This is a genomic window from Maribellus luteus (assembly GCF_003576475.1).
Classification (GTDB): domain Bacteria; phylum Bacteroidota; class Bacteroidia; order Bacteroidales; family Prolixibacteraceae; genus Draconibacterium; species Draconibacterium luteum.
Map to the genome: position 1 here is coordinate 580,129 of NZ_QWGR01000001.1, position 24,839 is coordinate 604,967.

At 43.7% G+C, this 24,839-nt stretch carries 23 protein-coding genes; 10 read left to right on the forward strand and 13 right to left on the reverse strand.

From position 1 onward, the window contains the following. The first annotated feature begins 261 nt into the window (after positions 1–261). Complete coding sequence (locus D1614_RS02290; protein ID WP_119436246.1) at positions 262–2,736, forward strand: TonB-dependent receptor; 2,475 nt, start codon at positions 262–264, stop codon at positions 2,734–2,736. A 128-nt stretch (positions 2,737–2,864) separates the two neighbouring features. Here D1614_RS02290 and creD read toward each other — a convergent pair whose 3' ends face one another. From creD to D1614_RS02325, 7 genes are all read right to left on the reverse strand, one after another. After that, on the reverse strand, positions 2,865–4,187 hold the full coding sequence (gene creD / locus D1614_RS02295; protein WP_119436247.1) for a cell envelope integrity protein CreD: 1,323 nt from the start codon (positions 4,185–4,187) through the stop codon (positions 2,865–2,867). A 62-nt stretch (positions 4,188–4,249) separates the two neighbouring features. Beyond that, complete coding sequence (locus tag D1614_RS02300; protein ID WP_119436248.1) at positions 4,250–4,546, reverse strand: winged helix-turn-helix domain-containing protein; 297 nt, start codon at positions 4,544–4,546, stop codon at positions 4,250–4,252. A 3-nt stretch (positions 4,547–4,549) separates the two neighbouring features. Then, the gene (locus tag D1614_RS02305; protein ID WP_119436249.1) at positions 4,550–5,170 is read right to left on the reverse strand and encodes a hypothetical protein; all 621 of its coding nucleotides are present in this window, start codon (positions 5,168–5,170) and stop codon (positions 4,550–4,552) included. A gap of 90 nt (positions 5,171–5,260) precedes the next feature. Then, positions 5,261–6,520 carry a threonine ammonia-lyase gene (gene ilvA / locus D1614_RS02310; RefSeq protein ID WP_119436250.1) on the reverse strand — a complete coding sequence of 420 codons (1,260 nt, stop codon included), beginning with the start codon at positions 6,518–6,520 and terminating at the stop codon, positions 5,261–5,263. A 122-nt stretch (positions 6,521–6,642) separates the two neighbouring features. Continuing rightward, positions 6,643–7,281 (reverse strand): DUF998 domain-containing protein, encoded by a 639-nt coding sequence (locus tag D1614_RS02315; RefSeq protein WP_119436251.1) that lies wholly within the window; start codon positions 7,279–7,281, stop codon positions 6,643–6,645. 223 nt (positions 7,282–7,504) lie between these two features. After that, positions 7,505–9,745 carry a GH92 family glycosyl hydrolase gene (locus D1614_RS02320; RefSeq protein ID WP_119436252.1) on the reverse strand — a complete coding sequence of 747 codons (2,241 nt, stop codon included), beginning with the start codon at positions 9,743–9,745 and terminating at the stop codon, positions 7,505–7,507. A 33-nt stretch (positions 9,746–9,778) separates the two neighbouring features. Next, a complete protein-coding gene (locus tag D1614_RS02325; protein WP_119436253.1) occupies positions 9,779–12,022 on the reverse strand; it encodes a GH92 family glycosyl hydrolase in 2,244 nt (747 codons plus the stop codon). A 94-nt stretch (positions 12,023–12,116) separates the two neighbouring features. Between D1614_RS02325 and D1614_RS02330 the strand changes: the two genes are divergently transcribed. From D1614_RS02330 to rimO, 3 genes are all read left to right on the forward strand, one after another. After that, the gene (locus D1614_RS02330; RefSeq protein ID WP_206609902.1) at positions 12,117–13,313 is read left to right on the forward strand and encodes a glycoside hydrolase family 18 protein; all 1,197 of its coding nucleotides are present in this window, start codon (positions 12,117–12,119) and stop codon (positions 13,311–13,313) included. Positions 13,314–13,613: 300 nt separating this feature from the next. Beyond that, positions 13,614–13,982, forward strand: coding sequence for a DMT family protein (locus tag D1614_RS02335; RefSeq protein ID WP_119436254.1), 369 nt, complete (start codon positions 13,614–13,616; stop codon positions 13,980–13,982). Positions 13,983–14,128: 146 nt separating this feature from the next. Next, positions 14,129–15,424: a 30S ribosomal protein S12 methylthiotransferase RimO gene (gene rimO, locus D1614_RS02340; protein ID WP_119436255.1), complete on the forward strand. Its 1,296-nt coding sequence runs from the start codon at positions 14,129–14,131 to the stop codon at positions 15,422–15,424. A 151-nt stretch (positions 15,425–15,575) separates the two neighbouring features. Here the strand turns inward: rimO and D1614_RS02345 are convergent, their stop codons facing one another. Next, positions 15,576–16,247 (reverse strand): porin family protein, encoded by a 672-nt coding sequence (locus D1614_RS02345; protein WP_162304381.1) that lies wholly within the window; start codon positions 16,245–16,247, stop codon positions 15,576–15,578. 80 nt (positions 16,248–16,327) lie between these two features. Beyond that, positions 16,328–16,906, reverse strand: coding sequence for a TetR/AcrR family transcriptional regulator (locus tag D1614_RS02350; protein WP_119436257.1), 579 nt, complete (start codon positions 16,904–16,906; stop codon positions 16,328–16,330). A gap of 433 nt (positions 16,907–17,339) precedes the next feature. On the opposite strand from D1614_RS02350, the gene D1614_RS02355 reads away from it, so the two are divergent. Further along, positions 17,340–17,732 (forward strand): DUF4890 domain-containing protein, encoded by a 393-nt coding sequence (locus D1614_RS02355; RefSeq protein WP_119436258.1) that lies wholly within the window; start codon positions 17,340–17,342, stop codon positions 17,730–17,732. Between the two features lie 87 nt (positions 17,733–17,819). On the opposite strand, the gene ribH is transcribed toward D1614_RS02355, so the two are convergent. Further along, entirely contained in the window at positions 17,820–18,302 is a 483-nt protein-coding gene (ribH, locus tag D1614_RS02360) for a 6,7-dimethyl-8-ribityllumazine synthase (RefSeq protein WP_119436259.1), read from the reverse strand. A 58-nt stretch (positions 18,303–18,360) separates the two neighbouring features. After that, positions 18,361–19,047 carry a tetratricopeptide repeat protein gene (locus tag D1614_RS02365; RefSeq protein ID WP_119436260.1) on the reverse strand — a complete coding sequence of 229 codons (687 nt, stop codon included), beginning with the start codon at positions 19,045–19,047 and terminating at the stop codon, positions 18,361–18,363. Positions 19,048–19,235: 188 nt separating this feature from the next. Between D1614_RS02365 and recF the strand changes: the two genes are divergently transcribed. After that, positions 19,236–20,336 (forward strand): DNA replication/repair protein RecF, encoded by a 1,101-nt coding sequence (gene recF, locus D1614_RS02370; protein WP_241558063.1) that lies wholly within the window; start codon positions 19,236–19,238, stop codon positions 20,334–20,336. After that, positions 20,333–20,623, forward strand: coding sequence for a DciA family protein (locus D1614_RS02375; protein WP_119436262.1), 291 nt, complete (start codon positions 20,333–20,335; stop codon positions 20,621–20,623). The genes recF and D1614_RS02375 overlap by 4 nt, the downstream gene beginning before the upstream one ends. A gap of 1 nt (position 20,624) precedes the next feature. Here D1614_RS02375 and D1614_RS02380 read toward each other — a convergent pair whose 3' ends face one another. Beyond that, positions 20,625–21,044, reverse strand: a complete 420-nt coding sequence (locus D1614_RS02380) for a nucleoside-diphosphate kinase (protein WP_119436363.1) — start codon at positions 21,042–21,044, stop codon at positions 20,625–20,627. Between the two features lie 251 nt (positions 21,045–21,295). Here D1614_RS02380 and D1614_RS02385 point away from each other — a divergent pair, with 251 nt between their 5' ends. The 3 genes from D1614_RS02385 to D1614_RS26035 all read left to right on the forward strand — a co-directional run bounded on the left by D1614_RS02385 (position 21,296) and on the right by D1614_RS26035 (position 24,083). Beyond that, complete coding sequence (locus D1614_RS02385) at positions 21,296–22,324, forward strand: DHH family phosphoesterase (protein WP_119436263.1); 1,029 nt, start codon at positions 21,296–21,298, stop codon at positions 22,322–22,324. A 133-nt stretch (positions 22,325–22,457) separates the two neighbouring features. Beyond that, a complete protein-coding gene (locus D1614_RS02390; RefSeq protein ID WP_119436264.1) occupies positions 22,458–23,000 on the forward strand; it encodes an FKBP-type peptidyl-prolyl cis-trans isomerase in 543 nt (180 codons plus the stop codon). Positions 23,001–23,015: 15 nt separating this feature from the next. After that, positions 23,016–24,083 (forward strand): NUDIX domain-containing protein, encoded by a 1,068-nt coding sequence (locus tag D1614_RS26035; RefSeq protein ID WP_119436265.1) that lies wholly within the window; start codon positions 23,016–23,018, stop codon positions 24,081–24,083. Between the two features lie 3 nt (positions 24,084–24,086). On the opposite strand, the gene D1614_RS02400 is transcribed toward D1614_RS26035, so the two are convergent. Then, positions 24,087–24,785: an SAM-dependent methyltransferase gene (locus D1614_RS02400; RefSeq protein WP_119436266.1), complete on the reverse strand. Its 699-nt coding sequence runs from the start codon at positions 24,783–24,785 to the stop codon at positions 24,087–24,089. Positions 24,786–24,839 lie beyond the last annotated feature (54 nt).

Sequence of the window (24,839 nt, forward strand, 5' to 3'; positions counted from 1 at the left end):
ATTTTTAAATGTTTAAAAATATTTATCCAATTTTTTGGACGTGCAAAAGTAGAAATAAATTGTTATTTATCAAACACTTTGCGGTTTTTTCGTCGGATAATTACAAACCAACCAACACGTTGCATTTCTCCCTGCCTTTTACCACACATTGTAATATTCAGAAAATGTACCTCTGAATTGACTGTGTGCCTCTGAACTTTTCAATTTAATGGCTGTTTGGTAGAGCGACAAACGTCAGCAAAATCAGAAATACATTGTGGAATGAGACAATTAAGAAAGACCCTTTTGAGTGCCTTCCTGGCTATAATTTCGTTCGTAACTTTTGCCCAAAACGCCGGTTTTGTTGGAGTGGTGAGCGACGAAACCAATAAGCAACCACTTGAATATGCCAATGTGGTGGTATATTCTTCGGCCGATTCGTCCCTGGTTTCAGGGGGCGTAACCAACAGCGCCGGAAATTTCAACATCGGAAAACTAAAGCCGGGGCGCTATTTCCTGCGGGCCCAATTTCTGGGTTATGAAATGAAGGAAACCACGACTTTTGAGTTGAACGACCACCTAAAGGTAAATGTGGGAACCATTGTTTTAAATCCTGCAGGCCGTTTGGTGGAAGAAGTGAATGTAACCGGTGCCCGCATCAACACCATCAGTAAAATCGACAAGCAAACATTTAGCGCCGAACAGTTTGAGTCGGCGCGAGGCGGAAATGCCGTGGACGTACTGAAAAATATGCCTTCGGTGGCAGTAAATGCCGGAGGTGATATTACTGTGAGAGGCTCGGGTGGTTTTTTGCTTTTGCTAAACGGAAAACCGGTTTTAAGCGATGCCCAATCGGTACTGAGCCAGATCCCGGCCAACGCGATCAAAAACATTGAGCTGATTACTTCTCCATCGGCCAAATACGACCCCGATGGGAAAGCCGGAATTATCAATATCAGTACAAAAAATGCCCGGAACAGCGGATCGGGTGTGATTGTGAACGCCAAATACGGTTTGCCGGGCACCACCGATTTTGGAAACAAGCGCGAAGCCAAACGTTTTGGTGGCGACATAACTTACAGCTATCAAAAAGGAAAGTGGGATATTACGCTGGGCGGAAACTACAACCGGAACGACCTGCAAGGCTACCGTGTCGGGGATATGTGGATCAAGAACCCTGAAAACAATACGATCAACTACATGCCGTCGGAAGGGGAAAGAAGTTTTAACCGCTACGATTATGCGGCCAGGGCATCCGTTCGGTACCAGCTGAACGAATCCAATGTTTTGTCGGCCGGTATTTACACCGGAAAACGTTACCAGGAGCGCGATGCCGACATTTTCTATTCGAACTCGCAATGGACACTGGATACCAACGAAAAGATCTACGACGCGCCTTATTACAATGCCAACAAGCAGATTAAACAGGGAACATTTACCCTGGGGAACATCGATTTTACGCATATTTTTGAAGACGAATCGTCGGTAACAGCCTCGGTGCTTTACGAGTACGACGACCTGTATGGAAATACACATAACCGCAACCTTACTGCGCCCGGAGGCACCATCCAGCAATACGTACAGAATCCGTATAAAAAGCCGATTGAAGGATACCGACTGAAACTGGATTATGCCAGGAACATAGGCGGAGGAAAACTGGAGGCCGGTTATCAGTTCAGAAACGATACCCAGGATGGCGTTTTTGATTACAGCATTACGCCGGATGATCCGACGGCTTCTGATGATATGTTTAGCGGAACAGCTTATTCTGAGAATACGATCAACTCGGTGTACAGCCAGTATTCGGCGGGCACTGAAAAGCTGGAGTACATTGTGGGCTTGCGCTACGAATATTCGCGGCGTTCGGTAAAACTGTCGTTCGATAACGATCCGCATGTGCTGAAACTTTCGAATTTCTTCCCAACACTGAATGTTTTGTACAATATTTCTCCCGGTCTGAAACTGAAATCCGGAATTAGCCGGAGGATTCAGCGTTCCACCAATAACCAGTTGAACCCGATTCCGGAGCGCGAACATTCTGAAACACTCGAAATAGGTGATCCGGATTTAAAACCGGAGTTTATAACCCTGGGTGAAGTAGGACTGGTGAAGTCATTTGAAGGCGGAAGTTCTGCCTTTATTACTGCTTACATTCAATCGAGCAAAGATCCTGTGCAGCGCGTAAACAGTGTTTTTAACGATTCAATTCTGAACCGGGTGTATACCAATGTGGAGCGGGGGAGAGCTTATGGTTTTGAGCTCGGGGCCGACCTTCATCCAACGCAATGGTGGTCGCTGTTTGTGGGGGGAAACCTTTTCAAACAAACTTACAAAGGCGATCTGAAAATATTGGGAGAACCTGCCATTGATGTAAATAACTCGAAGTGGGTGTATTCGTTCAATGTGAACACAACGTTCGATCTGGGGGCCAAAACAAGTTTAAATGCCAATGTAAATTACCAGTCGAAACGGCCAACACCGCAGGGAGAAGATTCGCGCTACCTGATTCCCAATTTATCGTTAAAAAGAACCTTTTTCGACAAACGACTGACGGCCACGGTTCAGTGGCAAAACATTGATTTGGGAATGAATAAATCGCATCGTCAGCGTATTTCAACCTGGGGCGAAAATTTCTATACCACCACCAACTATATTTACGAAACCGATTTTGTGGTGCTGAATCTGAGCTACAAACTTAACTGGAAAAACGGAAAAGCAAAACTTCCTTCCAGTGAGTTTGGTGATAAGGAGTTTTAGGAGTCGGAAGCTCGAAGAAATCAGAAGGATCCAATCTATTTAATGAGATTGGATCCTTTTTTTTCGAAGTGCGAAATTCAATGGAAAAGTATCTTCAGACTTCAGACTTCGTGCTTCCTGCTTCTAACTTATTCGTTGTACCAGTTAATCTTCCGGGTAAAGAACATGGTAAGAGCCAGTACCACAAACAAACCAATGCTTCCGACTAAAAGGGCGTAAGTTTCCAATTGCATTAAAACAAAGATAAACCCGAAGGAAAAAGTGAGGATCAGGGTTTGCACAATTGCATTGCCCCAGCTTTTCAGGAATGTGCGGGAGTAGAAAAGCACCAGGGTAATAACAGCTACCGCTGAAATAAGGTAAGCCAGGTTAAACCCGAGTTGCTCGGATATGGAAAGCAGCAGCAGGTAAAAAATCAGCACGGCAAATCCCACTAAAATGTACTGAAAAGGATGCACTTTTTGTTTGGTGATGATCTCGTTTAAAAAGAAGGACAGAAATACAAACAAAATGACCATGATGGCGTATTTGGCCGAACGCGAACTTTTCTGGTAGTGGTCGGCAACGGTAACCAGTTTCACCCCAAAATCGGCATCGGTAACGCGGTATTCATCGTTTTTCCATAGTTGAGGGAAATTCCGGTTAAAGTTCAGGATTTTCCATTCAGCGGTAAAACCATCCTTATCGATGTTGTGGTCGGCCGGCAAAAAACTGCCCACGAACCCCGGATCGTTCCACTGCGATAACATGTTTACTTCGGTGGTTTCTCCCAGCGGCGCAAAGTTCAAAGATTCCGAACCCTTTAAATGAAGGGTGAAATGAAAATTGGCCGGAAAACTTTCAGCGGACAGGGAGGTGAGTGGTAGCGATATTCCGTTATTTCCAATCAGTCGGTTTTCCATTCCCGGAAGAAAGGAAAAAACAGAGTCGTTCCAGCTCAGCTCCACTTTGTCGTTTATCCCGCGCAGGTCGCTGATCGAAACCAGGATTTTTGCCTTCTCCCACAGAACATCGTTTTGCGGAATTTTAAGTGTATTGAAATCAGGTAGTTCAAAGTTTCCTCCCACTTTAATGCCCGACTCGTAAACTACTGCTTCGTAAATGCTTATTTTTCGTTTTTCTGGGGCGATCTCGCTTCCGATTTTGAGCGTTTTTGGCAAAACGTAAGTCTGCCGGATTGTTTCGCTGATTTCCTTTCCATCCACATCAAAACTACGCTCGATGTAAGGAATCATCAAAACCGGTCCGCGGACGGTTTGTGCGAGCGACCATTTTTGCATCACATCCTGTTTGGTAATTTCTGCCGTACCTTGCCGCTCGCCGATCAGTCCCAGGATCATAAATTTGGGAATGAGCAAAGCAATGGTGATGGCGCCGATTATAAACACTTTCAAAGTGATCTGCCAGTTCACCGATTTTTGTTTTTCCTGTAAGAATTCTTTTGCTTCCATGTTGTTTGTATTTTATGAGTTATTCAAAGAACTTTGAAATTCAAAGTGTATGGGTAAAAAAATTAAAGTTGTTTCAGTATTTCTTCCAGTGCCTGCAAATGGCTCTCAAATGCGGCTGCCCCTGAAGGAGTGATTTCATAATTGGTGTTGGGTTTCCGGTTAATAAAGCTTTTGTTCACGGCAATGTAACCGGCACTTTCCAATGCTTTAAGGTGACTTGCCAGGTTGCCATCGGTTACTTCCAGTACTTCTTTTAGCTGGTTAAAAGAAGCCCGTGAATTGACCGACAGTACCGACATAATTCCCAGCCGGATTTTGTTGTCAAAAGCTTTGTTTAAATTTTGAAAACTGGTTTTCACGGTTTAGTTTTTTGATGAATGTTCGTACCTGAAATACATCAGTGTCCCGTAAATAATGTGCATCAGTCCAAATCCAAGTGCCCAGAAAAGCAAGCCCCAGGCGGGAATCAAAGCTGCCAGTATTCCCAGCGATACCTGGAAAATGCCAAGGTAAAAAATCTCCTGTCGGGTGAATTTAGCGGCATTTACAAGTGCGAGTCCATAGAAAATCAAGCAGCCCGGAGCAACGATTTCAGACACCCCGTTGAAAATGAAGATGAGTATCAATAAACCTCCACTTATCAGCGGAATAGCGAGGTTGATCAACATTAAGCGCGATCCCGGATTCCATATTTTTTTTCCGGCCTTACTGGCTCTTTTGTAGGTGAGTAATACAACAGTAATAAGTGAAACCACCAGCACCGTTACGGCAATAAAAAGCATTAACGAGATAACTTCTGTTGAACCACGGTATTCCATTGTTTGGGGAGCGGTCATTTTCAGGTAGAAAATGATGGCTCCGGCCAGTGCATAAATCCCGATCAATATTCCCGATAAACCGCTGAGTGATAAGAAACGGCTCGAATCTTCCATCATTTTGCGGATTTCCTTAATCTCGGCGAGGTAATTTTCTGTGGTTTTCATGTTGTTAAAAGTACTTTGAATTTCAAAGTAAGTAAATAGGAATCGAATTTCAAAGCAGATCAGCGGAAATTTTTATTGAAAAAGAAAAGCTTAAATCAAAAACTGAAACAGATCCGGATTGTCATTCAGGTATTCGTACACAAAACCGTTTTCTTCCATGCGCTGGATAAGGCCGTTCAGGTCTTCCTTTTTCTGTAGTTCGATCCCGATCATGGCCGGGCCTTTTTCGCGGTTGGTTTTCTTCGAATATTCAAAATGGGTAATATCGTCGTTGGGGCCGAGTACCACGTCTACAAAGGTTTTTAAGGCTCCGGCGCGCTGCGGAAAGCGTACAATAAAATAATGTTTAAGGCCTTCGTACAAAAGCGAGCGCTCCTTGATCTCTTCTGTTCGGGTGATGTCGTTATTACTGCCGCTGACGATGCAAACCACGTTTTTACCTTTTATTTCATCCCTGAAATAGTCGAGTGCTGCAATGGAAAGTGCACCGGCAGGCTCAATCACAATGGCATCGCGGTTGTACAGCTCCAGGATTTTAGTACAGATTTTCCCTTCCGGAACCGGCTGAACTTTATCAAGCAGTTCTTTGCAAATGTCGAATGTGAGGTTCCCCACGCGTTGTACTGCCGCACCATCCACAAACTTGTCGATTTTTTCGAGCGTCACCACTTGTCCGGCATCGAGCGATTTTTGCATCGAAGGCGCTCCGGCAGGCTCCACTCCAATGATTTTCGTGTTCGGGCTTATTTGTTTGAAATAAGCGCCAACACCGGCAGCCAGTCCGCCGCCGCCAATGGGTATAAAAACAAAGTCGATATCTTCTTTGGTATCCTGAAGAATCTCAAGCGCAACCGTTCCCTGGCCTTCAATAATCTCGCGATCGTCAAACGGGTGGATAAAAGCCATTCCTGTTTTCTGGCAGTCGGCCAGTGCAAGGTTGTGTGCGTCGTCGTAAGTGTCACCAATCAGGATCACTTCCACATTTTCTTTTCCAAACATTTGCACCTGCCGCACTTTTTGTTTGGGAGTTGTGGCGGGCATGTAAATTTTTCCTTTGATACCTAATTTGCTGCACGAATAGGCCACGCCCTGCGCGTGGTTTCCGGCGCTTGCGCATACCACGCCTTTTTTGCGCTCTTCGGCCGACAACTTGGCAATTTTGTTGTACGCACCCCTGATTTTGTAGGAACGCACCTGTTGCAAATCTTCGCGTTTCAGGTAAATACTTGCCTGAAACTCTTCCGAAAGATTTAGATTAAGCTGAAGCGGTGTTTGAAGGATGATATCGTTGATGCGGCGTTTGGCGCGGGTTATGCTTTGTATCTGTGGAAAATATTTATCGGATGCCATTTTATCTTTTTTGCAAAGATAACCATCAATTGTTAATGGTTAGTTCAACCGAACCCGATGAATGATAATTTGATAAACTACGTTATTGGAGATTATTGGTAAGTTATAGACCTAATCGTGTCTTATTTTTTTACTTTTTCGAGTTGTTGCCGCCCCAGCACAGTGGCAACAGAAACAAATATGATCCATACCGAAATGCCATCGATAAAAAAGATTTCGGCGATACCATTCAATCCGTTGCTTACTAGCAAGTAAGCCATTATCAGAATTACCAGCCCCAGGATGCATATTCCTGTTATGCCGATAAATGGCAATTTTTTTAGTATGGCTACCTGAAATGTTATTATGAGTGTTGGGACCGACAAAAACACAACCACTGCGAGTATATTGTGTAAAAATCGCTGCAACGAAGGGGCTAAACTATGCCAACTGTATGGTTGTATGTTATGTGGAACAAAGGCAAGAAGTGCGAGGGAAGCAAACGTATAAGTAATGATGCGCATTAGGCGCGCGTGTTTGCCAAGGTTGTAGTATTTTGTAAGTAGCCAGAAAAATGTATAAAGAAGGATTGCCATGGTAAAAAGCAGTAGCGTGTACCCCCTTTCAAATTCTTTCCCGTATAAACTTTTGTTGCTTAAAAAACTGAGTGTTTGTTCGCTAATGTTGATGTCTACATGTTGCAACGATTTTTTTACCGCATCGGGCAAAAGGCCAACGGTAATATAACCAATCAACAGTATTCCGAATTTTGTCCAGTTCATATTAAATCCGATTTTCTATCCGGTTTTATTCTTGGCAAATTAATTATTCCGAAACTCTTAAACCTTGCTTTGCCGTAAAACTCATATAACTCAAACAAACTGTAGCACAACCCTAAAATTAAAAGGATTGATCAGACTTAAAAGAAAAATTCCGGGATTTTTTAGCCTCAGTATGATTTCTGTGGCCAAAAAGTCCCGGAATAATCTCTATTCTGGCTAATTGCTAATAAACAACCGATTCGGGGCGGTCTTCCGCTTTGCTGCCAAAATCTTTGTTCGGTGTATTACCCATGGTAAAAACCAGCTCGCCACCGGCTTGCAGTTGCTTGTGGGTAATGTATGTTTTTGTATACGGTTCTCCGTTCAGGCTAACCGATTGAATATACAGGTTTTCCTTGCTGTTGTTTTGGGTTGACAGGGTGAAGGTTTTTCCTTCAGGGAAAGAAAGTTCTACCGTGTCGAACAGCGGACTGCCAAAAACATAAGCTCCGTTGGCCGGGTTAACCGGGTAGAAACCAATGGATGAAAGCACGTACCAGGCCGACATCTGGCCACAGTCTTCGTTTCCGCACAAGCCGTCGGGTTGGTCGGTGTACATAGTGGTGCAGATTTCGCGTACTTTTTCGGCGGTTTTCCACTGTGCGCCGGCGTAAGTATACAGGTAAGTGGTGTGGTGACTGGGTTCGTTGCCATGTGCATACTGGCCAATCAAGCCCGAAATATCGTTGGATGCACCTTCAACCTGTTCCGAAGAAATGCTGAACAAGCTATCGAGTTTGGCGAGGAAGGCTTCCTCACCACCTTGCAGTTGAATCAGTCCTTCCGGGTTTTGGGGTACCAGCCAGGTATATTGCCAGCTGTTGCCTTCGCAAAAATCGTCGCTGCGGTGCTGCGAAGAAATAGGATCGAAGGGTGTACGCCAGTTGCCGTCGGATAATTTTCCGCGCATAAATTTACTGGCCGGGTCAAAATAATTCCGGTAATATTCAGCACGTTTCGAGAACAGTTCGTAATCTTCCGTTTTGCCCATCGCTTTGGCCATGGCAGCAATGCACCAGTCGTCGATGGCGTATTCCAGTCCCATGGCAACCGATTCAACCATTTTATCGGCCGGAATGTAGCCCAGTTCTTTTACGTAATCCAGGCCGCGTTCATCCAAAAGGGCCGAAGTTTTCATGGCATGAAAAGCTTTTTCTGCATCAAATCCGCGGAATCCTTTCAAATAGGCATCGGCAATCACCGGAACCGAATGGTAACCTACCATGGTGTTGGTTTCATTTCCCCACAGGTGCCACACCGGAAGCTTGCCTTGCTGCTCGAAAGCCGCAAGCAGCGAGTTCACAAAGTCATCCACACGTTCGGGTTGAAAAATAGTGAAAAGCGGGTGGGCCGCACGGTAGGTATCCCACAGCGAGAATGTGGTATAGTTTTTAAATCCCGGGTTGGTATAAACTTCTTTGTCGGTGCCCCTGTAATCGCCGTTGGTATCGTCGAAAAGAGAAGGTGCGATCATGGTGTGGTAAAGCGATGTGTAAAAAGTCTTTTTATCGGCGATACTGGCTGTTTCAATCTTGATCTTGCCCAATTCCGCGTTCCATTTTTCGGTAGCAGCTTTTTGCGTATTTTCAAAATTCCAGTCGTTGAGTTCGGCTACCAGGTTGCCTTTGGCATTTTCAGTGCTTACGGGCGAAATGGCTGTTTTTACCATTAAAACGCCATTGCCTTCAAACTCAACAAGAGCCGTTATCTGGCCTTTTTCCGAATCAGACCTTACCACTTCAAAGTTTGCAATGGGTTTCGAGAATTCAGTATGAAAAAACACCCGCTGATCAGCAGCCCAGCCTTTTGAAAATCTTAGTCCGGCAATGCTTTGGTCGCCCGTTTGTTTTAGTTCACCTTTTTGAATGGCATCCCAGCCGGTTCCGTATTTCAGGTCGATCAGTACTTTTGAATTGCCTTCTCCCTTGAAATCGTATTTATGAAAACCAACGCGCTCGGTGGCTGTTAATTCTGCTTTTACCTTGTAGCGGTCGATGTCGATGGAATAATAACCCGGCTTGACGCTTTCGTTGGCGTGTGTATATTTTGCCTGCCAGTCGTACGGGTTTTCACCGTCGAAATTGGGTGTGTAATCGCCCGAAAGCGGCATAAAAAGCACATCGCCCAAATCGCCGATACCGGTTCCGCTCAGCTGAGTGTGTGCAAAGCCAATGATTAGCGAGTCGGAATAGTGGTAGCCCGAACACCAGTCCCAGCCTTGTGTGGGGTTATTGGGACCCAGTTGCACCGCTCCAAAGGGAACGCTGGCCCCAACAAACACGTGGCCGTGGTAATCACTTCCGATCATCGGATCGACAAAAGTTGTAAAATCGGTTGGCTCTTCCTGCTGCATTGTTTTTTCGCTGTTACACGCGCTTAAAAACAAGAGGGCGAGAGCAATTGCTAAATTGAAAAATAGTCTCATAACATGTAAATTATTAAGTTATTGTTGGTTGCATTAATGTATAACCTCCAGGATGCCGCCTTTCACCAGCTCGGCGTGGTTTAAAAAGAACGATTTTTGTGACTTTTCGTTCCATTTTATGCTTTTTATTTTTGATTCCGGATTTCCGCTTTGACGGATAATAATTTCTTTGCCCGGATAGAAGTTTTGATCCAGCTTTATTTTTACCTCTTCAAAAACGGGGGAGGAAAGGGCGTAATTCATATCGCCCGGAATAACCGGGTAAATTCCCAGCATGGCATATACCACCCAGGCCGACATGGTTCCGGTGTCGTCGTTTCCGGGAAGCCCGCCGGGAGCGTTTTTGAAATAGGTGGCGATCAGGCGGCGAACTTCTTTTTGTGTACGCCATTCTTCGCCTTTCACATAGTTAAAAAGCCAGGGATAGTGGATGTCCGGTTCATTGGTCATGTCAAAATTTCCTTCGTCAAAGGTGGCTTGCAGTTTCTTTACAAAGTTTTTCTTTCCACCGTTGAGTTCAATCATTCCTTTTACATCGTGCTGGGCGCAAAAGTTGTATTGATAGGCATTTCCTTCGTGAAAGCCCGGGCTTGGCTCAAAGTTTTCGCCTTGTTTCGGGTCGAAATCAGGCAGGAAATCGCCGTTCTCCAGCTTGGGGCGTACAATCCCAAATTCAGGATCGTAATAATTTTTCCAGCTTTTTGATTGATTCAGAAAACGTTCGTAATCGGCTGTTTTTCCCAGGTCTTTTGCGAGCTGTGCCAGGTTCCAGTCGGCGATGTAATATTCCAGCGCGTGCGAAACCGAGTTGTCGTATTGTGCTTTTATCGGTACATAGCCCAGCGAAATGTAGTCGTCGATATCGGGCCGTATTTTATTGTCTTTCCCGGGAGTGGTGGCCGATTTATACATTCCTTCGTACGCTTTCGCCACATCAAAATTCCGGATGCCGCGAAACCAGGTATCCACAATCACCGGAATCACCGGGTCGCCTTCCATTACGTGGGTTTCGGTACTGTTTAGTTCCCAACGGGGCAGCCAGCCACTTTCGTCGTACATCTCGATCAGTGAATTAACCATGTTCAGCTGCTGTTCCGGAAAGGCCAGGCTAAAAAACGGATGCAGGTTGCGGTAGGTATCCCACAACGAAAACACCGTGTAGCGTTCGCCGTTTTCACGTTGTTTTATTTCGAACGATTCCATGGCCGGATACTGGCCGTTTACATCGCTCAGAATATTCGGATGAATTTGCATGTGGTACAAAGCCGTGTAAAAAACTGTCTTCTGATCGTCGGTTCCACCTTTTACCGTAATGGTTGAAAGCGCTTTGTTCCATTTCTCTTCTGCTTGTTTCCGGGTGGTTTCAAAATCGAACCGATTGGATTCCGCATTTAGGTTTTGCCGGGCATTGTCGATGCTGACATACGAAACGCCTACTTCCACCAAAATCTGTTCGTTTTCTTTTGTATTGAAAGTAAACCAGGCACCAATGCTGTCGCCGGTCATTTCTGCCCGGTAGTTTTTGTAGTATTTAAATTTGTTGCTTGTTGCCGACCACGACGCTTCTGCGTCCATTTTTGGCATTTTTTTCCAGGCACCCAACTCTTCAGCAGCCTTGCTGAAACGCGCCACAAAATAAACCGGACGTTCGGTTCCGTCGTTGTAGCAGAAAGTACCGGTCATGCGCGAACCTTCCACTTCCCGATCGTTCACAATCCGCAACGAAGCACCGCTTTCGTTGGTAAGCCCGTTTCCGAGGTCGATCAAAATGTTGGATTGACCGGCCGGAAAGGTAAAACGACTGATCCCGCTTCGCTCGGTGGCAGATACTTCTGTTAAAATACTGTACTTGTTCAGAAAAGTAGAGTAGTAGCCGGGATGTGCAACTTGTTCGCTCATTTCGGAACCATATTCCCGAAAATCGGCATTCAGTTTTCCGGTAGTTGGCATAAGCAGAATCACGCCCAGTTCGGGGCAGCCCACGCCGCTCAGGTTTACATGCGAGTAGCCGGTAAAATACTTGTTGTCCCAGGAATAAGGCGTCGACCACCAGCCTGCGTCCTTGTCGTGCTTGTTGAGTTCTGAGTTTCCGGCAACGTTAAAGGGGACCACCGAAACCATTCCGCGCGGAACAATTGCTCCCGGATTGGTGGTGCCGTAATTGGTACTGCCGATAAAGGGATTTACCCATTCGCCAGGTTCCTGTGCCGTACAAACAGAGGCCGAAAATACGGTCAATAGCAGGTATAGGAACTTGATTTTTAGAGGATGCGGCATTTTTTATATTGTTAAAAGTTTTTAAAAAAATTTACAAAGGGTAAATATATATCATTAATTTTAGGTCACTCAATATGAACTAAAACTTTTTACTATGATCCGTTATTTTTTCCCTTTTCTGGTGTTTGGGATTTTGTTCGGATGTGGTTCAGGAAACCAGGTTTCCAACACTCCTGAAAGCCCAAAGTTGCATATCATGGCTTATTACTTTCCGCGCGAAGAGTTTGATGTAAATCAACTTCAACTGGAGAAACTGACTCATTTAATTTTTAGTTTCAGCTACGTTATTGATGGTGAAATGGCATTTAAAAACGAATTGTCAGACATTCGTTTGAAACAATTGGTGGCAGAGAAAGAAAAATATCCAAACCTGAAGGTGATGGTTGCCTGCGGAGGTTGGGGGGCCGATGGTTTTTCGGATGCAGCTTTTACCGACGAAAGCCGCACGAAATTTATTCAAAGTACGGTTGAGTTTGTAGAGAAATACCACTTGGATGGAATTGATATGGACTGGGAATACCCGACCATTCCGGCCGAAGGGACCAAAGCACGCCCGGAAGACAAGCAGAATTTTACAAAGTTGATCCGGGGGCTCAGGGAAGCACTTGACAAAATAGACCGGCCTCAAATACTGACTTTTGCAGCGGCTGGCTGGAGGAATTATTTTGATTACGTCGAGTTGAGTGAGGTTATGAAACACGTTGACCACATTAACCTGATGACGTATGACCAGGCAGGTGGCGGAAATAAATTTACGCAACATCACACAGCATTGGGACGTGTCACATTAAATGACTTGGCAGGGACGCCATTGGGCGAGGAAATGAAAAGTCGCACATCGGAAGAAGGGGAGGAGCCTGCTTTGTGGGAACCTCAATCGGCAGAAGGGATTGTTGATTTTTACCTGGAACAGGGAGTGGATCCAACGAAAATAGTGATCGGTGCTGCATTTTATGGCAAAGGCTGGAAAGGCGTGTCTCCGCAAAACAACGGATTGTACCAACCCAACAAAGGCCCGGTTCGGGGAGGAAATTACCGGCGACTTCAGGAGGAATTTATTGATCAGAACGGTTTTGAAAGACATTGGGATCCGCTCGCAAAGGCTCCGTTTCTTTATAGCCCAAGCGACAGTATTTTTATCACTTACGACGATCCGCAGTCGGTAGGTCTTAAAACTCAATTTGCTTTGGACAAAAAGCTGGGAGGTATTATGTTTTGGGAGTTAGGCGGCGATACAAATCAACCCGGTGGTTTGCTGGATGCCATTTTTGAGACGGCGGTTTCGGAATGAATTGGGTAGATGGCACTCAGTGTCTTTAGCTGAATTAGCCTTGAGTTAATTGGATATTTTAAAGGTAAAACTGAATAAATTTAGTTGGTCATCACTACTAACTCTGCATAATCTTTTTTGGGGCGTAAATCTTTTTTGAAGATCGGCAGGGAAAACCATTTAAGATGGTCATTCCGTCAAATAATTTAAGCGAATATTGCTTCATCATCTGATTTTCTGGTTTGATGATTAATTTCAGATGGCAGATGCACAACGGAAAGGACTTTTCAATAGTTTTGCGCAGTTTTTTTCAGATGAATTATGAAAGCACTTTTGACTGTCGGATTACTGATCCTTTCCAATACATTTATGACGATTGCCTGGTACGGGCATTTGAAATTTGCTGAAATGAAATGGTTCAGCAAATTGGGGATTGTGTCCATCGTCTTGATCAGCTGGGGAATTGCACTTTTTGAATATTTCTTCCAAGTGCCGGCTAACCGCATTGGTTTTAAGGATCATGGCGGCCCGTTTTCACTCATCGAGCTAAAAGTATTGCAGGAAGTGATAACGCTGGTGGTATTTTCCATTTTTACGCTCTTGCTTTTCCGTACCGAAACATTTCGCTGGAACCATTTAATTGGGTTTGGATTTTTGATTCTGGCCGTTTATTTCATTTTTAAGAAATAGGAATGTAATTGTAAGTGACTTTCGTTTAACGTTCAGGAAAGATTCTTTAACTGTATTTCAATATTCTTTTGTACTTCGCACTAAGTGTACGCTACTATTTTAATTCGGACAAAAAAATCGTTTACTTTGCAGCAAATTATTGGACAATGAGCAAGAAAAGGGTAAATGTGGTGACGATGGGGTGTTCGAAAAACCTGGTGGATTCCGAGGTTTTGCTGAACCAGCTGGAGAAGGGAAAGTTTGAAGTGGTGCACGACTCCAACGAAACCGGTTTTGACGCGGTTTTCATTAATACCTGTGGTTTTATTCAGGATGCGAAGGAAGAGTCTATCAATATGATTCTTGATTACGCCGAAGCCAAGAAACGGGGCGAGATCAGCAAACTGTATGTAATGGGGTGTCTTTCTGAACGCTATCAGCACGATTTGGAGGCAGAACTTCCGGAAGTAGACCGATACTTTGGCAAGTTCGATATGAAAGCCATGGTGGAAGAACTGAAAGTGGCTTACCATCCGGAATACATTTACGAACGTAAACTTACCACTCCCTCGCATTTTGCGTATCTGAAGATTTCGGAAGGTTGCAACCGCTCGTGTTCTTTTTGTGCCATTCCTAAAATGACGGGACGTCATAAATCGCGTACGATCGAAAGCCTGGTAATGGAAGCCAAATACCTCGCTAAACGGGGGGTGAAAGAGGTGCTTCTGATTGCGCAGGATCTTTCGTACTACGGAATAGATATTTACGGAAAAAACCGCTTGGCCGAGTTAATCGAGGAAATCTCGAAAGTGGATGGCATTGAGTGGATCAGGCTGCATTATTTGTACCCAACCAAATTCCCAATGGATATTTTACCCGTGATGCGCGAGAATCCAAAGGTATGTAAGTACCTCGATATGCCTTTGCAGCATATTGCCAACCCGGTTCTGAAAAATATGCTTCGGCATGTTTCACGGGAAGAAACCGAGGCGTTACTGGCCAAAATCAGGGAAGAAGTGCCGGAAGTGGTGATTCGTACCACCATGTTGGTGGGATTTCCCGGAGAATCGGAAGATGATTTCGAGGAATTGAAAGCGTTTATTGAAGAGCAGAAGTTTGGACGTTTGGGCGTTTTTGCTTATTCAAAAGAAGACGGAACTTACGCTGCGGAAAAATATAAAGACTCACTGGACGACGAAACCAAGCAGGAGCGTGCCGACGAGATCATGGAAATTCAACAATACATTTCGGCGGAATTGAACCGTGAGCGTGTTGGGAAGGAATTCAAAGTGATTGTGGATCGCGAAGAAGGGGAGTTCTTTGTTGGCAGAACCGAGTATGATTCACCCGAAGTGGATGGCGAAGTGCTGATAACATCTGACCGGAAACTCAGTAAAGGAGAGTTTGTACAGGTGCGGGCCACAGGTGCTGAAGATTATGATTTGTACGCAGAGTTGATCTAGCGAAATAATTTCCTGATATTGAGTACTTAGTGCCGCCAAAAATGTCGCAAAGACCGTAAGCTTTATGTAAGTCGCTTGCGATCTTTGCGATTTTTTATTGTTTACAAACTCCTGAGAACTTCTCTTTGTCGTCTGTTAGGCGGAGTGGTATTTAAAAGAAAAATCCCAGGCTAAGCACAGCCATTTTGTTGTTCAGATCCGTTTCGTTTTTGTAAACATTCAGAAAGCCCATGTCGTAATTGAGGCCTAGCTGTAACGAATTGCTGGTGAATACCGGAAATTCAAAACCAATTTCGAGTGAAAGTCCCAGATCAAAATCTTTGGTGTTGTCTTTCAGGTCAAAGTTGGCGCCATCTTTCTTTCCATCAGCGTCGATCAGGTAGCTTACATAAGGACCGGCCGCAAAATAAATTCGTTGTCCGTTTTTGAACCCGGCTTTTTCTCCTGCAGAAAATTCGGCTCGCACCGGTAAATGCAGGTAATGCAGTTTTTCTGTCAGGTCCAGATTTGCTTCATCTATTTTGCGTCCTTTTTGTGCGTACTCCAGGCCCGATTGTATCGCAAATCCATCACTTAACCGGTACTTGGTATTAAATCCCAAACTGTAGCCCAGCATGATGTTGTTGTTGTCGGCCAGCTGAAGTAATTCTGATTGACAGGTACCGCCAATCCCGGCTTTTATTCCATACTGAAATTGTGCTAGGCTGGTGTTGATATTTAAAAGGCTTAATGCTATGACCAGCCCCAAAATCACCGGGTATTTTTTACCATTACGTGATCTGTTTGTAAGGGAGATGATCTGTTTTTCTGTTTTTCTTTTCATGATAATTGTTTTAATGTTTCTGAAATATTTGTTTGTTTCGACTATATATCTAAAATATTCGAACATCGAGCCAAAAAAAATTAGGTGCAGATACCGTAGAACAACATATTTACGACGTCGTTGATTTTTTGGTCAAACTCGGTTTCTGTTTCGGCATTTTTTAGCAAGGGCATTTCGAAACCGATCATAGCAGTTAAAACTGCATTGCTCATAAATTGAACATCTACCGGTTTAAACTCTTTCTGTTCTATTCCTGAACGAAGGATGCTTCCCAGCATTTCCAATTCCCATTCCCGGTGCCGGTCTCTGATTTTTTCGATAAAAGAGAAGGTATTCAGAAAGTTGTCCGTCAGGGCTTTGTACAGATTTCCGCGTTGCACGAAGCGTCGCATTCTGATCAGAATGTATTTTCTCAACTTTTCAACCGAATGATCCGTCTTATTTAGTGCCTGGTAAATTTCCCGTTTCAAATGTTCGGCTTCGTGGCCCACAACTGCCTCAAACACCTCTTCTTTGTTTTTGAAATAATAATAAAGCGAACTTTTCCCTTTCCCGGCGGCATAGGCAATGTCGTCCATGGTTGTTTTCTTAAAGCCATATTTGTCGAAGGTCAAAGCTGCTGCCTCAATTATTTGTTGTTTCGATTTGTTGTTTGTCATTTTCGACGATTTTGGTTTAAAAGTACAAATTATTTGTTTTGACTCTTCTTATTGCAGATGGATAAGTCGTAAATGAAAATGAATTAACATTAAGTTCAGGTAGCTTTTGTGCGTAACCTCGGTTGACAAGTCTTTATAACAAAGCGTTTTGTCTAAAAATCTATTATCCATTCACAAGAATAAGATCAGTATGAGAGCGGCATTGCGGAGATGTGCTGGGCTTCGATCTGCATTTTCTTAGCTAATTTTTCATCCCGATTAAACCTTTTCAAATGACATTCGTCAAAGCACTCAGTAATAACGATTACTGTTGGTCTTTAAACGATAATCAAGAGTTAAACATGAGGGTTAATACTATCGTAAGAAGTAGTTAAAAGCTCTTGTAAATTCTGCCGGTTATTCGGAATTTATAAAAACAAACAATTTTGATCACATGAAGAAATTAGGTTTATTATTGCTGTCGGTAATTGTATTTGCCGCGGTAACCATGGCCCAGGATAGAGGACCAAGAAATTTCGATCCGAAAGAAATGGCCAAGCGTCAAACAGACGAATTGACAAAAGCGTTGGATCTGAACAAGGATCAGGCTGCAAAAGTACTGGAGTTGAATACCAAAGTAGGCGAGAAAATGTCGTCGATGCGCGAGGAGATGAGAGATGGCGGCGGTGACCGCGAAGCCATGCGCGAGAAAATGACGAAAATACGTGAAGAGCAGAAAGTTGAGATGAAGAAAATTCTGACCGAAGCTCAGTACAAGAAATACGAAAAATACTTAGAGGAACGTCGTGCCCAAAGAGGCCAGGGAAGGCCCGGCGGACAACGTTAACGTTTCATACGGTTTAGTTTAATTAGGTAGAAAAGGGCCTGCAGATGTTGCAGGCCCTTCTTATTTGTATTCTTGCGAAGTTTCTTCTTAGAACGAACGTTGCAGTCCTACCATTTTAATGGCTGTAACGGCAGCTTCGTCACCTTTGTTGCCATGTTTGCCACCGGCTCTGTCTAAAGCCTGTTGCTCGTCGTTGGTCGTCAGTACTCCAAATATGAAAGGCTTATTGTATTTCAGGTTCAGGTCTTTTGTACCTTGGGTAACACCTTCGCAGATGTAGTCGAAATGACGGGTTTCTCCCTGAATTACGCAGCCCAACAGAATAACCGCATCTACATTGGCCATTTCGGCAAAAAACTGGCCTCCCAGCGGAAGTTCAAATGTTCCGGGAACGTATTTAACCGTGATGTTTTCTTCTGCTGCGCCGTGTTTTTTTAGGGTGTCGATCGCTCCCCCGGCCAGTGCCGAAGTTATTTCCCAGTTCCACTCTGCTACAACAATTCCGAAACTCATGTTTTCGGCTGATGGAACCGAATTAATATCGTAAGCTGATAAATCTTTTGTTGCCATAACTATTTTAAATAAAAAACCCCTCCGAAGAGGGGTTGAATTATCAATTTTCCGGTACTTAGTTCATTTTTATTTTTACCCGGGCAATGTAACGATCGGCATTGGTTGCTTCTGCCGAAGTTGGGAATTGCTTTTTAATATCCTGGTAAAGTGCGAGCGCTTGTTCCAGTTCGTCTGAAGATTCCAGCAATTTTGCAGCTTTCATCATGTAAACCGGCGTTGTCAGCTCATTTTTCGATTCGCTGTACGCTTTTTTGTATTGTTTCAAAGCTTTGTCGCTGTCTCCCAATTCAAGGTAGGCATCGCCTTTGGCGCCTTCTGCAACCGGGGCCAAAAGAAGATCGTCAGATTTGAAATCGTTCAGGTAATCCAAAGCTTCTTCGTACTGTCCCAAATGCAAATAGGAAATTCCGGTATAGTATTTGGCACGGTTGGCGGCTTTGGTAATGCCATAATCGTCGATGATATCAAGGAAGCCCAAGTAGTTTCCGTCTCCGTTGATGGCCAGGTTGAACGAATCTTTTTCGAAATAGTTTTCGGCCATAAACATTTGCGAGTTGGCTTCTCTTTCCTGTGGTTGAACATAAAACTTTTTAAATCCAAGGAAAACAGCAACTACCAAGATAAGACCAGTAACAACGTAACTGATGATTTTTTGATTATCCTCAATAAACTGTTCGGTTTTTGTTAACGCGCTTTCAAGTTCTTGTAAATTATCGACTTGTTCAGTTTTTTTCTTAGCCATCTTTTTCTATTTCAAAATTGTGGGGCAAAAATAGTTTTTTTTTCATAACAGATTAAGGTATCTCTTCATTATTTTGATGAATAATCAACACTTACTTGTTATTATCGGCTTTTTGCAAACAATTCAGGAAAATGCAGGCTTTTTTAATAGTTTTGTACATCCTTTATTAAAGAATTTGAAGCATGCGAATGGAAGAAATTTCAATTGTAAATTTTAAAAATATTAACGAGGCTACGGTTGAATTTTCTCCCCGTTTAAACTGTTTTATTGGTAAAAACGGGGCCGGCAAAACCAATATGCTGGATGCCATTTATTATTTGTCGTTTTGCAAGAGTTTTTTCAATGCCAGTGATTTGTTGAACATAAATCACGAAGAAAGTTATTTCATGCTGAACGGAAGTTACGACCGTCTCGATTCTTCGGAAACCATCACCTGTGGCATTCAAAAAGGACAGAAAAAGCAGTTTAAGCGAAATTCAAAAATCTATAAGAAACTCCAGGATCACATTGGTTTGTTGCCCTTGGTCATGATTTCGCCTTCGGATGTTGAATTGATCCTGGGAGGAAGCGATGAACGTAGGAAATTTATGGACGGTGTTATTTCGCAATACAACCAGAATTACCTCGACGATCTGCTGAAATACAACCGGGCGGTGGTGCAGCGAAACAATTTGCTGAAACATTTTGCAGCCGAAGGACGCTTCGATGCCGATTTATTATCGATCTGGGATGATCAGCTGGTGGAATACGGAACACGGATCCATCGCGAACGGACAGAGTTTGTGGAGAAACTGATACCTGTTTTTCAGCGTTACTATACCTTTATTTCGCAGGGAAACGAAGAGGTGGGGCTGGTTCATCAATCCGATTTGTATGAAAACGATTTTGGACAGTTACTCAAAGATTCGGTAATGAAAGACCGTGCTGCGCAATACACGACGGTTGGTGTTCATAAAGACGACCTGTTGTTGAAACTGGGAGAATTTCCGATGAAAAAGCTTGGCTCGCAGGGGCAGAAAAAAACCTACCTGGTGGCCTTGAAACTGGCGCAATTCGATTTCATCAAAGAGATTTCGGGCATTAAGCCGATATTGTTGCTTGATGATATTTTTGATAAACTGGATCAGCATCGCGTGGAGCAAATTGTAACCACGGTAGCAGGCGAGCAATTTGGGCAGATTTTTATCACCGATACCGATCGCAGTCATTTGGACGCAATAATCCGGAAACTTGGAACCGATTTTCGTATTTTTAATGTTGAAACCGGAAAAGTAAAGCCTGTATCATGAGACGAAGCAATACACAATCGCTTAGCGATGTTTTAAAGGAATACATTGAGAAAAACCGCATTGAGCGCAAGCTGAAAGAGGTGGATGTGGTGGAAGGCTGGGAGGCTTTGCTGGGAAAAACGATTGCCCATTATACCCGTAACATCTATATCCGCAACCGTATTTTGTACGTCGAAATAAGTTCTGCGGTAGTAAAAAACGAGCTTTTTCTGATGCGCGAAGAGATTTGCCGGCGAATCAACCAAAACGCCGGTGTTGAAATAGTCGAACGGATTGTGTTTAAATAACCTAGTACCGCTCCAGTTTTGAAAAGAAAAAGTTGGCCTCAATTGCTGCATTTTCATCACTGTCCGAGCCATGTACCGCATTTTCGGTCATGCTGGTGGCGTACCGTTTTCGTACGGTGCCTTCCTCTGCTTTTTCCGGATTGGTAGCGCCAATAAAACTGCGGTAATCTTCCACGGCATTTTCTTTTTCAAGAATGGCTGCCACAATGGGGCCCGAGCACATAAAACTGACCAGGTTTTCGTAAAACGGTTTGCCTTTGTGTACGGCGTAAAACGCTGCCGCCCGCTCGGGTGAAAGCCGGGTGTATTTCATGGCCACAATTTTAAAACCGGCTTCGTTGATCATTTTTAGAATGTCACCGATGTGATTGTTCTTAACCGCGGTAGGTTTGATCATCGTGAAAGTAAGGTTGCCTGTCATAATCAAAGTTTTTGTCCAGTTGCTTTTTACATAACACTTAACGAACATAAAATTTTTTCACCACATATCTTACTCTCTTGATTGAAAAAATTTTACGGGCATCCGCAAACGGGTGAATGCACTTCCGAATGAAACCAGTGAGGATAGTATTTAGTTCAATAGAATAGTTCTGACTGAAGAAAAAATAGAATATTTTAACCTTTTCACCCGCCTAAGAATTAGTATATTTGTCCCTTCAAAAATTTTAGGTCTTGAAAAATACTGGAAAAGAGATATTTAGTGCCATTGGGGAAGTGTTGGGAAATGCAGGTAAAGTAAGCATTATTCCGCACGAAAATCCGGATGGAGATGCGATAGGAGCGGCACTTGGGTTGGGGCAAACACTTGCCAATAAAGGCTTGGAGGTGAAAGTGATTTCGGTAAATGATTACCCCGATTTTTTAAAATGGTTTTCTTCGGATGTTCCGATCACAATTTACGAGAAGGACAAGAAGGCCGCCAAAGAGTGGCTTTTTGACTCGGATGTGCTGATTTGTGTGGATTTTAACGAAGAAAAAAGGGCCGGGCACCTAGCAAAAATGATCGGCCGTTTTTCGAAAACAAAGATTTTGATCGACCACCATCCGTATCCGGGCGACTTTTGTCACTATACGGTATCTGAAACCCAGTACAGTTCCTCGGCCGAGTTGGTCTATGACGTAATTGGGCAGTTAGGTTATACGGAGTATATCAATACCCAGGCTGCAGAAGCGCTTTTTACCGGAATCCTGACCGATACCGGGGGTTTTAGCCATAACACGTCGCAAAATACATTTAAAACAGTGGCCGAATTGTTGAATTACGGGATTGATACTGATAAAATTCAATCGGCTGTGTTTCATAATTTTTCTGCCGACAGGATGCAACTGATGGGGTATTGTTTGTATGAAAAGATGAAAGTGTTTCCCGAATACAGGGCAGCTGTAATTTGCATAACAAAAGAGGAATTGGAAAGATTTAACTTTAAACCGGGCGATACAGAAGGTTTTGTAAACTATCCGCTTTCCATCAATGATATCGTATTCAGTGCTCTTTTTATTGAGAAAGAGAATTATGTGAAAGCATCGTTTCGCTCAAAAGGAAATTTTCCGGCCAACAAATTCTCCAGCGAGCATTTCAATGGCGGCGGGCATTTAAATGCTGCAGGCGGCGAGTCGATGTTAACTTTTGAAGAAACAATTGAAAGATTCACGCAACTTTTACCCGAGTATAAACATCTTCTGGAAGAAACAGTAATCTGAATGCGCTTTGAATACGCAGAGAATTATTCTGTTTTAATCAAAGGAGAAAGATAATTGGATAAGCTTTTTAACTTTGTAACGTTTTCAAAATAACCAGTAACAAGAATTGATAACAATTAACAAGAATAGAGAAATGAAGAAAATACTAAAAGGGATGTTCGTTCTTATTTCAGCAGTTGGATTTTTTGCGTGTAGCGATGGCATCGACTATGAAAAACTGAGAAGGAACGAACTGGCTCTTCTTGACGAGTATATTGCAGCCAAGCACCCGGGTGCCGAAGAAACAAAATCGGGACTTTATTATTTCAATGAACCCGGAACCGGCGAAGGCGATACTATTAAATTGGGAGACGAAGTACAGATCTACTATGCAACCTGGGTACTGAAGAGAAACGAGGACAAGGAACTGGATAGTGTTTTAGTGGATCAGTCGAGCGGTTACCTGAGTGGACACCGTTACGAGCCGCTGGAATTCATTGCAGGTGCAGGTGGTACCATTGCCGGTTTGGAAGAAGGTGTTACTTATATGCAGCCCGGGACAAAATCGAGACTGGTTATCAATTCTGAATTAGCTTATGGACAAAGCGGATCAGGTGGGGTTGGGATGTTTCAAACGGTTTTGATGGAAGTTGAGATCTATAAAGTGATTCCGCTGGAAGTGCCGGAAGAAGAATAGGTTCAGCTCAGCAAAATGAACAGGGCGCAACTGTTAAAGAAATTATTACCCGGTTTTATTCCTCTTTTTGTTTTTATCGCTGCCGATGAAATTTGGGGGACTAAAATCGGGCTTTTTGTGGCTATTGGCGTAGGTGTTGCCGAAATGGTTTGGATAGCCGTAAAAGAAAAACGTTTTGAGAAATTTGTGTTGTTTGATACGCTGCTGCTCGTAGCTCTTGGTGGCGTTTCCATTTTGCTCGACAACGATATTTTCTTCAAGTTAAAACCCGGACTTATCGAGCTGATTCTCCTTGTTGTATTGGCAGTTTCTGCTTTTTCACGTGTAAATATTATTGGCTTAATGGGCCAGCGTTACCTCAAAGGTGCTGAGTTTAACGATGCACAGATGGCGCAAATGCGTCGTAGCCTTAAAATTCTGTTTTACCTGTTTTCTGTTCATACCCTGCTGGTTTTTTATTCTGCCTTTTATATGAGTAAAGAGGCCTGGGCTTTTATCAGCGGAGGTTTGTTCTACATTATTTTTGCTGTTTTCTTTTTATTTGAATGGCTGCGCCAGCGTAAAATTCAGCAAGGATTTAAGAACGAAGAGTGGGTGCCACTGGTTGACGAGCAGGGAAAAGTTACCGGACAAGCTCCGCGAAGCCAGGTGCACAATGGGAGCAAGTTGCTGCATCCGGTGGTGCATTTACATGTGTTGAACCGAAATGGTTCCATATTGCTCCAAAAACGCCCGATGAATAAGCAGATCCAACCCGGGAACTGGGATACCGCAGTAGGTGGCCACATTTCGGCTGGAGAAAGCCTGGAAGTGGCGCTTAAAAAAGAAGCTTTTGAAGAGATCGGTTTAAAAGACTTTAGTGCCCGTTTGCAAAAGGTGTACAAATGGGAGTCGGAAGTGGAAGCTGAACTCATTTATTTGTTTACCACCCACGATTTCAAAAACATTGGAATTCAGTCGGATGAAGTGGAAGAGCTTCGGTTCTGGACCAAAAAGCAGATCGAAAACGAAATCGGAAACGGAACTTTTACTCCCAACTTCGAGCACGAATATCGCATGCTTGCTCAACTCAAGTTATTTTAGAAACTATCCCAGCAAAAATATCACAGGCTGCTTGTGTAAATCAGGTACCTTTCCTTTCCATTGCTGAACCGTTTTGGTAGCAATAAATTCATTTTCGCCGGTAATGTTGGCGGCAATACACAAAAGGGTAGAAGGTGCACAACTTCTCAGTATTTCCTCCACCATGTGATTGTTTCGATAAGGCGTTTCTATAAAAATCTGGGTTTGCCCCGACGCTTTTATTTTTCTTTCGAGGTTGGCCAATTCTCGCGAGCGTTCGTTTGGTTTTACCGGCAGGTAGCCGCGGAAAGCAAAATTCTGCCCGTTTAATCCGGAGGCCATCAATGCCAGCAAAATAGACGAAGGGCCAACGATGGGAACCACTTTTAATTCTTTTTGGTGTGCCAGCCGAACCACATCGGCACCGGGATCGGCCACACCCGGGCAGCCCGCTTCCGAAATAACGGCCACATCGTTTCCCTGTTCCAGTGGCTTTAAAAAACGTGGGAGGTCTTGTGGCCGCGTATGTTTGTTAATTTCATAAAAAGTACATGAATCAATATCGATCTCGCGGTTTACCTGTTTCATAAAACGGCGGGCCGTGCGGATATTTTCAACAATGTAAAATTTAGTAGAAGTAAGCACGCTAAAAACAGTAGCAGGCATAACCGATTGCCAGTCGCCTTCGGCCAAAACATTGGGAACAAGATAAAGTGAAGCCATCGTAAAAAGATTTGTGCAAAAATAGTCAATCTCGCCGTTTCACAGCTGCTTTTG

Bases quoted from the DNA above. Each gene is read 5' to 3' on its own strand.
- D1614_RS02290 (WP_119436246.1), top strand. From the start codon at position 262: ATGAGACAATTAAGAAAGACCCTTTTGAGTGCCTTCCTGGCTATAATT.
- creD (WP_119436247.1), bottom strand. From the start codon at position 4,187: ATGGAAGCAAAAGAATTCTTACAGGAAAAACAAAAATCGGTGAACTGG.
- D1614_RS02305 (WP_119436249.1), bottom strand. From the start codon at position 5,170: ATGAAAACCACAGAAAATTACCTCGCCGAGATTAAGGAAATCCGCAAA.
- ilvA (WP_119436250.1), bottom strand. From the start codon at position 6,520: ATGGCATCCGATAAATATTTTCCACAGATACAAAGCATAACCCGCGCC.
- D1614_RS02315 (WP_119436251.1), bottom strand. From the start codon at position 7,281: ATGAACTGGACAAAATTCGGAATACTGTTGATTGGTTATATTACCGTT.
- D1614_RS02320 (WP_119436252.1), bottom strand. From the start codon at position 9,745: ATGAGACTATTTTTCAATTTAGCAATTGCTCTCGCCCTCTTGTTTTTA.
- D1614_RS02325 (WP_119436253.1), bottom strand. From the start codon at position 12,022: ATGCCGCATCCTCTAAAAATCAAGTTCCTATACCTGCTATTGACCGTA.
- D1614_RS02330 (WP_206609902.1), top strand. From the start codon at position 12,117: ATGATCCGTTATTTTTTCCCTTTTCTGGTGTTTGGGATTTTGTTCGGA.
- D1614_RS02335 (WP_119436254.1), top strand. From the start codon at position 13,614: ATGAAAGCACTTTTGACTGTCGGATTACTGATCCTTTCCAATACATTT.
- rimO (WP_119436255.1), top strand. From the start codon at position 14,129: ATGAGCAAGAAAAGGGTAAATGTGGTGACGATGGGGTGTTCGAAAAAC.
- D1614_RS02345 (WP_162304381.1), bottom strand. From the start codon at position 16,247: ATGAAAAGAAAAACAGAAAAACAGATCATCTCCCTTACAAACAGATCA.
- D1614_RS02350 (WP_119436257.1), bottom strand. From the start codon at position 16,906: ATGACAAACAACAAATCGAAACAACAAATAATTGAGGCAGCAGCTTTG.
- D1614_RS02355 (WP_119436258.1), top strand. From the start codon at position 17,340: ATGAAGAAATTAGGTTTATTATTGCTGTCGGTAATTGTATTTGCCGCG.
- ribH (WP_119436259.1), bottom strand. From the start codon at position 18,302: ATGGCAACAAAAGATTTATCAGCTTACGATATTAATTCGGTTCCATCA.
- D1614_RS02365 (WP_119436260.1), bottom strand. From the start codon at position 19,047: ATGGCTAAGAAAAAAACTGAACAAGTCGATAATTTACAAGAACTTGAA.
- recF (WP_241558063.1), top strand. From the start codon at position 19,236: ATGGAAGAAATTTCAATTGTAAATTTTAAAAATATTAACGAGGCTACG.
- D1614_RS02375 (WP_119436262.1), top strand. From the start codon at position 20,333: ATGAGACGAAGCAATACACAATCGCTTAGCGATGTTTTAAAGGAATAC.
- D1614_RS02380 (WP_119436363.1), bottom strand. From the start codon at position 21,044: ATGACAGGCAACCTTACTTTCACGATGATCAAACCTACCGCGGTTAAG.
- D1614_RS02390 (WP_119436264.1), top strand. From the start codon at position 22,458: ATGAAGAAAATACTAAAAGGGATGTTCGTTCTTATTTCAGCAGTTGGA.
- D1614_RS26035 (WP_119436265.1), top strand. From the start codon at position 23,016: ATGAACAGGGCGCAACTGTTAAAGAAATTATTACCCGGTTTTATTCCT.
- D1614_RS02400 (WP_119436266.1), bottom strand. From the start codon at position 24,785: ATGGCTTCACTTTATCTTGTTCCCAATGTTTTGGCCGAAGGCGACTGG.